Below are 12,829 nucleotides of genomic sequence, written 5' to 3'. Positions count from 1 at the left end.
TCACAGACCATCGATGATCTCCGCACGACGCTCGTCGTACTCCGCCTGGGTGAGCAGGTCCGCCTCCAGCAGGCTCTTGAGGTCGGCCAGCCGCGTGGCCGCAGGAACCGCGGGGGCAGGGGCCGGCACGGAGAGAGCCGTGTCGGGCCGACGCAGATTGGCGGCGAGGTACGTCGCCTCCAGTCCGCTCCCCGTCAGAAGCGTCATCTGGGTCGCCAGGTCGGGGTCCATGCCCGACTGCTTGGCGAGTGACCGGGCGGTGACGACCTTCCACACGAAGAACGCGACCCCGAGGAGGGCTGCGATCGCCATCAGGACGACTATTCCACTGCCCCCGCCTCCCGCCACCGGGTCATCGGGCCACGACGCCTTCCAGCCGTCACCGACCTGCGTACACGTGGGAGGCTCACCGTCTCGCTCGGAGCCCCGATCGATGCACTCCTGGAGCGTGTCCCCGTACGCCGAGGCGACCGGGCCCAGCACGAGGACCGCAAGGGTGGCGCCGATGGCCGCGAACGCGCGACGAGCTGGGGACATTGCCGCATCGTAACCACGCCAGCGCCGCTGTCGGCGGGAAACGGTGAACGTCCCGGAGCTGGCCGTGCGCTGGCCGGCGTCAGGCGACCCGGGCGGTGCCCTCGTAGACGTACGACCACGGACGCCCGACCGAGGGGCCCGCCAGGTAGTGCGCATCGAGTCCCGTGATCTGCAGGCCCACCGACGAGATCAGTGCGGGAACGTCGCGCGAGAGATGGCAGCCACCGGCAATGCGGCGTTCCAGCGGGTCAAGGCGGCGCTGCCACCGGGCGACCCCCGGCCCGGGCGCCAGCCCGTGCTCGAAGAACACGAAGCTCCCAGCCGGTCGCAGCACGCGGCGGACCTCCCGCAGGGCACGGTCCACATCAGGGATCGTGCAGAGCGTGAACGTCGAGAGCACGGCGTCGAACGACGAGTCGTCCTCGGCGAGCACCTGTCCGTCGAGGCCTGACCGAGTGATGGGTACGGGAGATGCTGCACGTCGGCCGGCCGACATCCGCCACGCCACGTCGGACGGCTCGACAGCCGCGACCGACTCGACCGAGGCCGGGTACTTCTCGATGTTGAGGCCCGAGCCGAAGCCGATCTCCAGGACGCGGCCCTGCAGCTCGACGCACAGCTGTTCGCGCCGCTCCATGACCTCGCCGACCGACAGCGATCGCTCGACGAGGTGCGGCACGACACGATCGGTCCACAGGCCCATGCAGCCGATCCTAGGCACCTGTCGGCCCACGGACCTAGTGTCATTCGCATGGAGCTGAGACATGTCGCTGCCGCGCTGCGCGAGTCCTGGGGACCGGACACCTGCTCGCCCGAGGACACCCGATCCTGGAGCCGGGACAACCCAGCTCGAGGTCAGTGCGCGACCACTGCGGTGGTGCTGCACGACCACTTCGGCGGCTGCCTTGTCGGGGGCGAGGTCTTCGTCAACGGCGAGCACGTCGACTATCACTGGTGGAACCGTCTGCCCGACGGCAGTCAGATCGACCTCACGCGCGAACAGTTCGGCCAGCACGAATCAGTCATCGGCGGGGTTGCCGTCGAACGCCCCACGGGCCCCACCCGGCTCGACGCGCAGTACGAGCTCCTGTCCTCACGAGTGTCTGCGTGCCTCGCGCGGTCGAGCCGGGTCTGACTCAACTCGTCGTGAAGCGGCGCTTGATACCTTGCACGACGCGTCCCCACTCGCTCGACACGGCCAGCTCATAATGAGCCTTGAATGCTGCGGCGTTGACGAACCGCTCGTCCACCTGCCACACGAGAGGGTCGGCCGTCTGCCGGACCACGAACGAGAGGCAGCCAGCCTCGCTCAGCGAGTTCCGGGTGTGGAGCGGCAGGTGGCGGCGCACCTGGGCCGCCTCGTCCTCGTTCGCACAGATCAGCTGTCCAGTCACGACGACATCAGTCATCGCGCACTTCTCGTGCTCCCCGTCACTGCTCATACGCCGTCGATGCTCCGCCCGGGTGATCCGCCGGCAGCCATCAGGACGATCGTCAGGGGGACGCTGACGGCAGCGAGCGCCCGATGGCCAGGAGACATGACCGCATCGTATCCACGTCGATGCCCTGACGGCCATGCACGAGAAGAAGGCGGCTGGTCAGGAGCACCGACCTGAGCGTTACGCTCTCGTTCGCGACGCCACGGCTGACCGCGGGAGAAGTGGAATCACCATGCAGCTCATGTTCAAGGAGATCATCGCGGGCGACATCGACGCGGTCCGGCGCAGACTGGCAAAGAATCCTGGCGCAGTCACCCTCGTCGCGACGTCACCTCCCAAGAAGTACACCGGCCAGTCTCCGCTGCAAGTCGCCTACAGCCAGGCTCAGTTCGAGATCGCAGCGCTCCTGCTGGCGCACGGCGCGGACCCGAACTTCATCGAGCATGGCGATCGAGAGCCGTGGGCGATGCCGCCCCTCCACCACGCCATCAAGGCTGCCGTGATGCGTTCTCGCTGGTTGCGACCCACCTGGCGCGAGGAGGATCCGTGGGAGACGCGGAACACCGCCGAACAAGCCGACGCCGCGTACGTGGCGCTGCGCCTCCTGCTCGAGTCCGGCGCTGACGTTCACAGCCTCGACTCCTACGGCAACTCCGCACTCGGACGTGCCGTGCTGGACGCCCGGCAGATCCTCCCGACGCACCACCACAGCGATCCGGACTGGGTGGATCCAAAGCCTCTGACCCCGGACCTGGTCGACGATCTCACCCGCATCTTCGACACCCTGATGGCGCACGGGGCGAACCCGCATCAGGCTGAGCGAGACCTGGGCGCGTCCGTCGTCGAGCACTATCGCGGCGAACCCGTCGCCCAGTTCCTCCACGCCTGATCCAGGCCACGCTGCTCGAAGTGATGTTCCGACTCAACGTCTGAATCGGCGCGCCACCATCCCGAGCAGGCGCGGGAGGCGACCGTTGACAAATATTCTTGTCAAGCGCACAGTCGCACTGTGTACGACATCGAAGTCATCGAGAGCGCGGAGGCAGCCGCCGCCGCACTTGACCCGGTCCGGGCGCGGCTCCTCGCCGAGCTGGCCGAACCGGCGTCCGCCGCCGGCCTCTCCGCCCGAGTCGGGATCGCGCGCCAGAAGGTGAACTACCACCTGAAGGCGCTGGAGGCTCAAGGTCTCGTTCAGCTGGCCGAGGAACGCCGGCACGGAGGCATCGTCGAGCGGGTGCTTCAGGCTTCTGCGGCGTCGTACGTCGTGTCACCTGCCGCCGTCAGCGCGGCCGCAGCCGATCCGAGCGCCAACGACGATCACCTCTCGGCGGGCTACCTCGTCGCGCTGGCCGGCCGCCTGGTGCGCGAGGTCGGCGCTCTGGCACGACGGGCCGGCACGTCGGGCAAGCGTCTGCCGACGCTCACCATCGACACCCAGATCGGCTTCCGCTCGGCCGCCGACCGTGCCGCCTTCGCAGACGACCTGACCGCCGCGGTGCTCGACCTGGCCGCGCGCTACCACCATGACGACGGACGTCCCCACCGGTTGCTCGTCGCCGCCCACCCCCTTCCCGAGGAGAGCACATGAGCACCACCCCGAACGTCCCGTACCGCCTGGAGTTCAGCGTCGAGGTCCCTGGCACGCCCGAACAGGTGTGGCAGGCCATCGCCACTGCCAAGGGCATGAGCGCCTGGTTCCTGCCCACCCGGATGGAGGAGCGCGAGGGGGGCTCCTTGCACTTCTCGATGGGCCCCGAGATGGGCTCGGACGGCCGGGTGACCGGCTGGGACCCGCCGCGCCGCCTCGCCTACGAGGAGGACTGGGCCGCCCTCATGGGCGCCGACCCCGACGCCCTCAGCGCCCTCACGTCGGAGTTCCTCGTCGAGGCGCAGTCCGGTGGCTCCTGCGTCGTCCGCGTCACCAGCAGCGGCTTCGGCACCGGTGCCGAGTGGGAGCCGGAGTTCTGGGAGGAGATGGGCACCAACTGGAAGCCGTTCTTCGACAACCTGCGGATCTACCTGTCGCACTTCCCCGGACAGGAGGCCACCCAGCTCGAGGCGACCGCGTCCCTGCCCGGCGAGGCGGAGGCACTGTGGTCGACGATGCACGAGACGCTCGGCCTGGGGGGCGAGGGCGCGGCGGTCGACGTACGCGGCGCGACCGGAACGGTCGAGCGGGTCGGCGAGCGGCAGACCTTGGTCCGACTGACGGAGCCGGTGCCCGGGATGATGAGCGTGTTCGCGTACCCCGAGGGCGACGGCAAGTCGACCGCGGGCGTCCGGGCGTACCTGTTCTCCCCCGCCGCCGCTGACTACGTGCGACGCGAGGAGCCGGCCTGGCAGTCCTGGCTACAAGGGCTCGACGCCCGCATGCCGGCCACCGAGTGATGGCGAGCCGATTCAGACGAATCTGGCAGGTCGTCCGCGGAGGCTCACTCCTCCCGCGCAGCCCGGAGAAGGCTGACTGCCTTCGGTCCGACGCCGTGCAGGTGGACCAGCCCGGCTAGGTCCTCGGGAAGGTCTCGGACGCTGAGATACCCGGCGCGCAGCAGCGCGCCCGCGGCAGGTCGACCGATCCGAATCCCGTCGAAATCCGGTCCGAGATCTTCGGCCGATTGCTCACCCACGGGGCCATCCAATCAGACGTGATCAGACGTTGGAGCGGAACTGAGGTTGGGGTACCGGACTGGTGTCGAAAGCCGTTGAAACTGCCTCTGACCTGCGGAAACGTCAGTTGTTATTGGTTGACTGAAATTGGCCAAATCGGGCTGTTTTGCGGACTGTTTGCGGACCGCTCGGCCTCGGCCGAGGACACTCACTCCCCCGACAAATCATCATTCGGTCTTGTCACCCGTATCGACCTGCAGTCGACTCTCCAGTGCAGACGCGACGGCCTCGAACTCCACCAGCGCGGCAGTCAGTTCCTCGACAATTTCGCGGGCGATGATCTCAGGCGCCGGCAGGTTGTCAGAGTCTTCGAGCGAAGCGTCGCGGAGCCAGGTGATATCGAGGTTGACCTTGTCGCGCGCGATGAGGTCGTCGTGAGTGAACGACTTCCAGCGCTCGGACTCAACCCGCTCATGGCGACTCTTTCCAGATAGGTAAGCGTCCACGAACTCATCGAGGTGGTGGCGGCGCAGAGGGTTTTGCTTGAGCGTGAAGTGCTGGTTGGTGCGCAGGTCGTAGACCCACAGCTTCGACGTCCACGGCTGCTCGGACGCCGGCTTCTTGTCGAAAAACAAAACGTTTGCCTTCACGCCTTGGGCGTAGAAGATTCCTGTCGGCAAGCGCAGCATCGTGTGCAGGTCGAAGTCGGCCAGCAACTTGCGACGCAGCGTCTCGCCGGCCCCGCCTTCGAATAGCACGTTGTCGGGTAGCACGACAGCGGCGCGGCCGTTGATGTCGAGGATCGTCATGATGTGCTGGACGAAGTTGAGTTGCTTGTTCGACGTGGTGACAACGAAGTCCTGTCCCTCCACCGGCACGCTGGAGGAGGTCCCGAACGGCGGGTTCGACAGCACCACCGACCAACGTTCACCGGGATCCGCGATGAGCGCGTCCCGGACCTCGATTTGCGAGTCCCCATCGGCGGTTCCGATGCCGTGCAACAGCAGGTTCATGGCGGCGAGTCGGGCTGTGCCGTCGACCAGTTCGAACCCCGCCGCGAACGTGTCGCGCAGGTGTGCGCGCAGCGTTGGGCTCATCGACTCCGCGCCTCGCGCGGCGTGTTCGTAGGCGACGAGCAGGAATCCACCGGTGCCACAAGCGCCGCTGTCAGGGATCGCGTCATCGGGATGGATCCCACCGACACTGTTCGTCTGCCTCGACGGCGTCGGGCCGACGCGGCGATGTCGATCCCGACCCCCGAGGAAGTCGGCCTGCTCATGGCCGTCGCCGAGGAGCAGGCGCGAACGTTCATCGCGCTGTGCGCCTTCGCCGGACTACGCCTCGGCGAAGCTGCCGCCGTCCAGCTCAATGACGTGAACTTCGTCCGGAAGACGCTCAACGTCACCCGACAGGTGCAACGCGTCACCGGCGGCGCCATCGACGTCCGGTCTCCAAAGTACGGATCAGAGCGAGTCGTCCACCTCGCCGACGGCTTGATCGATCTCGTCGCCCAGCACGTCGCCGACATCGGCACCGTCGGCGCCGAGCAATGGCTGTTCGGCGAGGACGGCGAGCCCCCGCACCAGAACACCGTCGGCTACTGGTGGCGAAAGGCCCTGCAGGCTGCCGGGCTCAGTGGGATCAAGCTCCACGACCCGCGCCACTTCTACGCCTCCGGACTCCTCGCGGCCGGCTGTGATGTCGTCACTGTCCAACGCTCGCTCGGCCACGCCAAGGCCACGACAACGCTCAACACCTACGCCCACCTCTGGCCGACCGCCGAAGACCGCACCCGCGCTGCCGCGCAATCGATCATCGAGGCATCGCTAGGCGATCAGTCGACTGCGGACGGCCCTGACCGGCACAGCCCGACGCACGACGAGGCACGACGAATTCAGCCATCCGCGATGGTTGCCGGTCCAACGACGTTTCCGCAGATAGCATCCGAGGATGGAAGGAAAGCTTCGAGCCGAGAGCAGTCCCAAGAGCGACAGCTCTGCACGGCCCCAGGATCGGTCAGGGCGGGTATTCAGCATCAATGGCGCCACCGCCAAGTATCGAGCCAATGGGAAGGCCCAGGCAAGTTCGAGCGGGCTCCTGGAGGGCCAATAACTCCATGGCACGATTCGGGTTACAACCGGGCGACCGCGGAAAGTTGGAGTCGCAATGGACCAGCCAAGGACTGATCCAGGGATTCTTCATTCCCAAAGAGAGGCCTGCGCCGGGAACTTCTGCTGCTGACCGAGCTGCAGCCGGTGTCAAACTCATCGAAGCAGATCCAGCCAATCGGCAACTCACTCTTTACCCCACCGATACACGCCCCCGGAGTGAGGACTTCCTGGGACCGAAGTACGCGAAGATTTCGGCAATCGTCCTCCCTTTCGAAGGACAGTCAGACTTGGATGTCCGGGAGATCTTGGAAGAGCTCCCGTCTGGCTTCACAAAGGACTATGAGTACGGACTCGGATTTGCGCGCGAGTGCAACGTAATCGTCGACCTCATCGAGGAGTTCACCGACTGCCGCGTAATCGAGTTCGTTGCGTCCGGCGATCCAAATGTCTCCGGAAGTACGTTCCGCATCGGTTTCCCTCGATTCGACGCCCTCCGTGATGAGTTGGGAAGGATCAAGAGCCGTGGCGACCTGGGAATTCGCCGAGTGAAGGAAACGCACGTCCACAACGACCTGGCTACGACACTAGGCCTCGAACCGCGGCAACTCTCCCTTGGGCGGCTACCCACATCGAAGTGGATGACGAGGGTCGCCGCAGGCGGACGACCGCTCAGCGACGAAGAGCAAGAGGAGTTGCTCGGAGCCACTGCTGCGAATGCTGCTCAAATTGCGGCGAAGGTTCCCGCGAGGGTGGCACGTCTGCAGCGCGACATCGAGGTGGTGAATCTAGATCAGCTCATCGCGTCGTACTCGGCTGCCCTCGCGGCCGGACACAACGAGGCTTGGTGGCAGAAATTCTTCGAGGAGAACGTGTTCGCTCTTCAACTCCTCTTTGGAGGTCCAACTGTGATCGTCGAGGCTCAGCTTCCGATTGGTGAGGGTGGAAACTCAGCGAAGGGTAAGAAGATTGCCGACTATTTGCTCAGGAATGCGATGACAAACAATGCCTCCCTGGTGGAGATCAAGAAGCCGAGCACCAAGCTGATGAAGCGCAAACCGTATCGCGGCGGGGTCTATGGCGTTCAGTCGGAAATTGGCGAAGCCGTGACTCAGGTCTTAGATCAAGCGCTCCAACTCACCCGGCACGAGACTGACACCAAGTCGCGGACTAGCGACAAGTCCTGGGCTAGCAATGCCCCTCGCTGTTTCGTCGTTGCGGGCCGTGCCAGCGAGCTTGACACCGCGGACAAGCAGAAGTCGTTCGACCTGTACCGCGAGCACCTATCCGGGGTGCGCCTCGTCACCTACGACGAGATTCTCGGACAGTTGAAAACGCTCCGCGACTTCCTTGCTGCTGAAGCGATCACATGACACGGGAAGAGCCATGCCGATCTTGACCTTCGGAGACCTCCCCGACCCGAACGAGGTCACGTTTGCGGAGCGACGTCTCACCACGCGCACATACGCAAGCAGAAACTTCCTGGCAGCGTTCGGGCAAGATCAGGGGCATCTTTCGCGGTACATCTACAGGGTCTTCGACGAGGTCATCACCGATGACGACAATGACTGGGATTGGACAAACGAAGTGGTCTTCACAACCCCGGGCGGGCGCAAACAGTTGCAGCTCCAAGTGGCCCGCTCGGCAGGCGTCGTTCGCAAACTACGCATCCAGAAGGTTCCAACGTCTGGTGATCTCGCCCGGCTGGAGACGGTGCTGGAGCTCAACCGCGATCAGTCCACGCGGCTCATCGACATGCTCCGGTCAATCGACTCCATACCGATCGAAGGTGAAAGGCACCGTCCATGTTGACGATCAACTACTCCGGGACGTGTTCGCCGATCCCACGGCGATGGCCAGCGTCTATGCAGACGACCCCGAGCGTTTCCGTGCACTCATCGAGAGCGACGCAGACGCCAGCGACGTGATCGCTCTCCAGCACCGACGTGAGGTCGCGGCGACGATGCGCCAATGGTTGGAGGACGACGACGCCTTTGCGCAGGCTAGCGCCGCAGCGGGAGGTCCCGAAAAGGCGTGGCAGACGTTGCTCGAAGCAAACCCCTGGGTGCTCGGTGTCGGGCTCGGTGGCCAACTGATGACCTCCTGGGAGGAGGGGAATCTGGAGCAGACCGTCGTTGGTCGGAGCATCAAGGGCGTTGGAAAGCGGGTCGACGCGTTACTCCGAACGGCAGGCATCATTCGTTCCTTGGCTTTCGCCGAAATCAAACACCACCAGACCCCCCTGCTCGGGGGCGAATACCGCTCAGGCTGTTGGAGTCCGTCAAAAGAGGTTGCGGGTGCCGTCGTGCAGGTCCAGCAGACGGCGCATCTCGCAACTCGAGAACTCGGCGATTACATTCAAGACCAGGCAGACAGCGGCGAGTTCCTCGGTACAGGAACATTCCTCCTGCAACCTCGTTCGTACTTGATCGTCGGTTCGCTCGACGAGCTAACCGGTAACAGCGGCGGCCCCATACCGGACAAGGTTCGAAGTTTCGAGTTGTTCCGACGAAACCTGAACGAACCAGAAGTGATCACGTTCGACGAGGTCGTCGCCAGAGCAGAGTGGCATATCGAAGCCGCTTCGGACGTATCGGCCACGTACGGGGAGCGGCCCTCGGAAACCGATGACTCTTTGGCTTCCGGAGAGGACCCAGGGCCAGCCGGGGTGGACGAGCCGCCGTTCTAGAGAATCCGCTCTATCTTGTTTCGAGATGGGTCGAGAGAACACGTGTGTATGGCAATGTGAGCCACGTGAATCAGCCTGAAACCGGCGCAAACAAGAAGCAGCGCCTCGCGATCAAGACCAACGTGATGCGCGAACTGATGTTCGCCTCAGGTGGCCGGTGTGCGATGACGAACTGTGGCCTCTCATTGATCTCGCCGTCGGGTGGCTGGGTCGGAACCGTCGCGCACATCGTCGCGGCTGAACCCGGTGGGCCACGAGGCGCTGGCACGATGTCAGCCGAAGATCGGAGAAAGGGCGACAATCTAATCCTGATGTGCGGGACTCACGGCCGCGAGGTCGACGATCGTGATACCGGCGAGTCCGAGTTTCCAATCGATCTGCTCCGCACAATGAAGGACACGCATGAGGCGAAGGTCGTAGAAGCGGTCGCCCAAGCGATCACGTACGAGGCCACCGGTGTGCGGACGGCAACATCACTTCTCGACACTTCATTCAGATCCTCCACCGAGGCCGAGACCGCTGAAGGTCTGGCTGAGATGGTGTATGACTACGACGCTTCCGCCTTGGTGGGGGGTCTCGCACACGCAAGGGCGGTGTTCCAACGTCTATCTCAAGTTGGACTTGACGCGCTGGCTCAGATTCTCGCTGTGTGGCAGGAGCACTGCTATGTCGCTACGAATGGCACCTACGAGTTCGGTGATCCATCCGATCGTGGACCGTATGTGCCGTTGCCGAAGGTTGGAAACCGGATTGGGCCTCACCAAGAGCAAGAGTGGTGGAATGCCTTTGCTGAGTTAGAAAACTGCTCCCTACTCGAGCTCAACGTCGACGAAGATGCGCAGGACTACGTCTTCAGGGATCCATGGAATGTCCAGGAGGGTCGCTACGCATGCAACTTTTGGATTTCCGCGGCGGAGTTCCTTTATCAGGCGCATGGCCTTCTGATCTCCGAGTGGGCGCGGAGTCTAGACTTCACAGTTTTTGACCGCCCCGCGCATGCTGGCCGGTCGGTGCCCTGGCGATAGAGCGCCTGACTGGATCGATGCAGTACGACGAAAGTCCGGCGTACGTAACGCCTGAGCCATGGACCAATTTCCGTCACCCGATGAGCGGACGATTACGTCTCGAATAGGACACCGGCATCGCGCCAGGCCTCGGCAGCTTTGGGTGTCGTAAGTGAGTGCGCGGCTTGGAACTGAGCTCGAGTCTCTTGACGCTCGCGGGCCGCGCTCGCCTGCTTGGCACTTTGATGTCTTGGCGGGTCACTGGCCGGATCGGCGTAGAACTTGCCGTCTCGTAAGAGGCCTTTCACGACTTCTGCGCTAGTACTGATCGCCTGTCCGATCTCTGCTCTCGTCAGACCGTCGGCCTGGAGGCGGACAACTAGGGCGCAACGTTCGAGGCGTTCCCGACGGGCAGCAGTATTGAAGTCGTTCCGGCCACGATTGTCTCCCATGACCTCCGGCGGAGGCTTTGCAGCCGCTTCTGCAGTGGCGATGAGCAGAGGTGACCAGGTCCAACCGGTGCGGACGCGCGGCGAAATCCAAGAGCCAAAGATCGCCGGCAGATTCGGTAGATCTCTATCTAAGATTTCGATCAGTCGTAGTCCGTGGCGTACTGCTAGGAGACGCTTGGCTTCCATCTTGGCGGCATAGGCCGGATCGTTGGGGAGCCCCCAAAGTTCGACCAACGTACCGTCCGGGAGGATCCAGTCGGCGCGACGAAGTCCGGTTGGGTTGAAGTCCTGGTCTTGGGGGTAGAGCGGTTCGCGGTCGTGAGCGATGCCGTGCTGATGCAGGAAGTCGCAGACGGCCTTCTCGCGCATTGAGTAGCAGAGATGCCCGTCGCGGGAGCGGATGAGGGTACCGCGGCTGGTTCGGAGGCCCCCCTCCGCGAAGCCTGCTGCTTCGAGCAGGAGGGTCCAAGCAATGCGCTTGCGGCCGATCGCGAATCGGAGCAGGAGGAGCTGGTCGATGATGGCTGGCTCGACCGGGTCTTCGGGGTTGACGTGAAGCGTTACGAGTTGCGCCTCGAGCATCGGTTGAGAATCGAACTCAAGATCGCTGATGGCCTTGAGCGCCGTGGCGGCCCGTGCCCTGTCTTCGACGAGGCCCGTCGCGGCAGCACTCAGACACACATGGCAATAAGTGAGTTCACGAGTGCTGATCGGAGTAGTGAACGTCGCGGCGTGGTAACCACAGAGGCGGCAGGGTTCGATAATCCCAGTGAAGGCGTGCTCAGGAAATAGGTCGGTGCGGGCAGCCACGAATTCCTCAAGTCTCAGGAAATCCGGATCGGGTTCGGTTAGCTGAAGAGGCTCGGCCAGCCAGGTTACGTCGCCGGTCAGGAGACCATCAGGAAGGATTTGAGCGAGATCGTCAAACAGACGTGGCTTCGATACGTAGATGCCGTCCTGTCCACGCCTCGTCGGGGCACGCAGCGAGCTCCAGGAGATCTCATGATCGAGCCCCCAAGACCGCTCGGGGAGGCCAACTTGTGCGGGGTCGATCCCCATCCGGTGGAAGCATCTGAGTGCTGGTGCTACCAAGCGGCTGTCTTCAACCCAGAGGATGTCGAGGGTTGGATTGTAGACGGCGAATGACTCCTGAGAGTTCGGGTTCTCTGGGTCGTGTGCACGAAGGTCTAGACTTTCAGCGCGTTTGCGGACCCAGGCGTTCGGGACAACATCGACCGGCCAGGTTCCGTCCTCCGCGAAAATCGGGTCGGTTACCGGCTGCCGGACTCGGATGTCCTGCTCTTCGAGCAGCACAAGCAGGTCTTCACGGTCTCGCTCGTCGACGGGTTCAAGGACGCCCTCAGTCACGCTACCTAGATAACTTGCGGTCTGCCGATCCAAAATCCGTAGCACTCTGGCGTCGTGGTCGTAGGAGCGAGCAGCGTCTATTTGTACATCGGTGAAAAGGACACGTGGCTTCCTATCGGCGGTGATGAGCTCAAGAGTTCGGGCAGTGTCCGGGGAGTTCCCTGCGTGAGTACGCAACGTGGGCGGGGTCGGAACTTCCCACGACGGTCCTCCAGACACCTTGACCCCACGCGGTTCAAGGAATGCACGGACCGCAGCCCCGACAACTTGGCCTTTGGGAATGTCGATGAGGAGGGTATCTGGACTCACCACGATCACAGCCACCTCGACTTCGCCGCCAGCGTGATCAATAAGTGCCGGAAGCGTGTCTTGACCCGCCCATTTCAGAAATCGTTCTGAGAGGTACCCGAGGTGCCGCTTCTTAAGGGATCCGCCGGCAGTCGCAGGTCTAGAAACGCTGATGGCGTTTCGGTTGTATCTATTGTGTTTGTGGCGGACGAGGACAGCATTCGTGAGGATGCCGGTCTCGCGGTAGTCACGCACACCAAAACCCGCTGCGAACCGTTCGAGATTCTCTTCCGAGTCGTCCCAGCCCGTGACTTCTTGGTACACGTTGGGGTCGCCG

The 12,829-nt window shown here is 63.7% G+C and carries 14 protein-coding genes; 9 read left to right on the top strand and 5 right to left on the bottom strand.

Annotated elements, in window-relative coordinates:
• Both GEV27_RS05440 and GEV27_RS05435 read right to left on the bottom strand, forming a co-directional pair.
• Positions 1–537: an SHOCT domain-containing protein gene (locus GEV27_RS05440; protein WP_153933647.1), complete on the bottom strand. Its 537-nt coding sequence runs from the start codon at positions 535–537 to the stop codon at positions 1–3.
• Positions 538–616: 79 nt separating this feature from the next.
• Positions 617–1,240: a class I SAM-dependent methyltransferase gene (locus tag GEV27_RS05435; protein ID WP_153933646.1), complete on the bottom strand. Its 624-nt coding sequence runs from the start codon at positions 1,238–1,240 to the stop codon at positions 617–619.
• A gap of 48 nt (positions 1,241–1,288) precedes the next feature.
• On the opposite strand from GEV27_RS05435, the gene GEV27_RS05430 reads away from it, so the two are divergent.
• Positions 1,289–1,672, top strand: coding sequence for a hypothetical protein (locus tag GEV27_RS05430; RefSeq protein ID WP_153933645.1), 384 nt, complete (start codon positions 1,289–1,291; stop codon positions 1,670–1,672).
• A 1-nt stretch (position 1,673) separates the two neighbouring features.
• Here GEV27_RS05430 and GEV27_RS05425 read toward each other — a convergent pair whose 3' ends face one another.
• Positions 1,674–1,946: a putative quinol monooxygenase gene (locus GEV27_RS05425; RefSeq protein ID WP_153653716.1), complete on the bottom strand. Its 273-nt coding sequence runs from the start codon at positions 1,944–1,946 to the stop codon at positions 1,674–1,676.
• Between the two features lie 271 nt (positions 1,947–2,217).
• Between GEV27_RS05425 and GEV27_RS05420 the strand changes: the two genes are divergently transcribed.
• The 3 genes from GEV27_RS05420 (at position 2,218) to GEV27_RS05410 (ending at position 4,364) form a co-directional block, all read left to right on the top strand.
• Positions 2,218–2,865: an ankyrin repeat domain-containing protein gene (locus GEV27_RS05420; protein WP_194944134.1), complete on the top strand. Its 648-nt coding sequence runs from the start codon at positions 2,218–2,220 to the stop codon at positions 2,863–2,865.
• Between the two features lie 120 nt (positions 2,866–2,985).
• Complete coding sequence (locus GEV27_RS05415; RefSeq protein ID WP_153653721.1) at positions 2,986–3,564, top strand: helix-turn-helix domain-containing protein; 579 nt, start codon at positions 2,986–2,988, stop codon at positions 3,562–3,564.
• Entirely contained in the window at positions 3,561–4,364 is an 804-nt protein-coding gene (locus GEV27_RS05410) for an SRPBCC domain-containing protein (protein ID WP_153933643.1), read from the top strand. The genes GEV27_RS05415 and GEV27_RS05410 overlap by 4 nt, the downstream gene beginning before the upstream one ends.
• Before the next feature lie 446 nt (positions 4,365–4,810).
• Here the strand turns inward: GEV27_RS05410 and GEV27_RS05405 are convergent, their stop codons facing one another.
• The gene (locus GEV27_RS05405) at positions 4,811–5,722 is read right to left on the bottom strand and encodes a class I SAM-dependent DNA methyltransferase (protein WP_228765066.1); all 912 of its coding nucleotides are present in this window, start codon (positions 5,720–5,722) and stop codon (positions 4,811–4,813) included.
• A gap of 48 nt (positions 5,723–5,770) precedes the next feature.
• Here GEV27_RS05405 and GEV27_RS05400 point away from each other — a divergent pair, with 48 nt between their 5' ends.
• The 5 genes from GEV27_RS05400 to GEV27_RS05385 all read left to right on the top strand — a co-directional run bounded on the left by GEV27_RS05400 (position 5,771) and on the right by GEV27_RS05385 (position 10,405).
• Positions 5,771–6,769, top strand: a complete 999-nt coding sequence (locus tag GEV27_RS05400; protein ID WP_153933642.1) for a site-specific integrase — start codon at positions 5,771–5,773, stop codon at positions 6,767–6,769.
• On the top strand, positions 6,700–8,064 hold the full coding sequence (locus tag GEV27_RS05395) for a Shedu immune nuclease family protein (protein WP_194944133.1): 1,365 nt from the start codon (positions 6,700–6,702) through the stop codon (positions 8,062–8,064). Before GEV27_RS05400 ends, GEV27_RS05395 begins: the two co-directional genes overlap by 70 nt.
• A 13-nt stretch (positions 8,065–8,077) precedes the next feature.
• Positions 8,078–8,503 (top strand): hypothetical protein, encoded by a 426-nt coding sequence (locus tag GEV27_RS17695; protein ID WP_228764920.1) that lies wholly within the window; start codon positions 8,078–8,080, stop codon positions 8,501–8,503.
• On the top strand, positions 8,481–9,380 hold the full coding sequence (locus tag GEV27_RS17690; protein ID WP_309222049.1) for a DUF4263 domain-containing protein: 900 nt from the start codon (positions 8,481–8,483) through the stop codon (positions 9,378–9,380). The genes GEV27_RS17695 and GEV27_RS17690 overlap by 23 nt, the downstream gene beginning before the upstream one ends.
• 65 nt (positions 9,381–9,445) lie before the next feature.
• Positions 9,446–10,405 carry a hypothetical protein gene (locus GEV27_RS05385; RefSeq protein WP_153933640.1) on the top strand — a complete coding sequence of 320 codons (960 nt, stop codon included), beginning with the start codon at positions 9,446–9,448 and terminating at the stop codon, positions 10,403–10,405.
• Between the two features lie 92 nt (positions 10,406–10,497).
• On the opposite strand, the gene GEV27_RS05380 is transcribed toward GEV27_RS05385, so the two are convergent.
• The gene (locus GEV27_RS05380) at positions 10,498–12,816 is read right to left on the bottom strand and encodes a hypothetical protein (RefSeq protein WP_153933639.1); all 2,319 of its coding nucleotides are present in this window, start codon (positions 12,814–12,816) and stop codon (positions 10,498–10,500) included.
• Between the last annotated feature and the right edge of the window lie 13 nt (positions 12,817–12,829).

The organism is Aeromicrobium sp. S22 (assembly GCF_009661045.1).
Classification (GTDB): Bacteria; Actinomycetota; Actinomycetes; order Propionibacteriales; family Nocardioidaceae; genus Aeromicrobium; species Aeromicrobium yanjiei.
The sequence above is the reverse complement of the archived record's forward strand: the minus strand, read 5'-3'. Positions and strand labels throughout refer to the sequence as shown.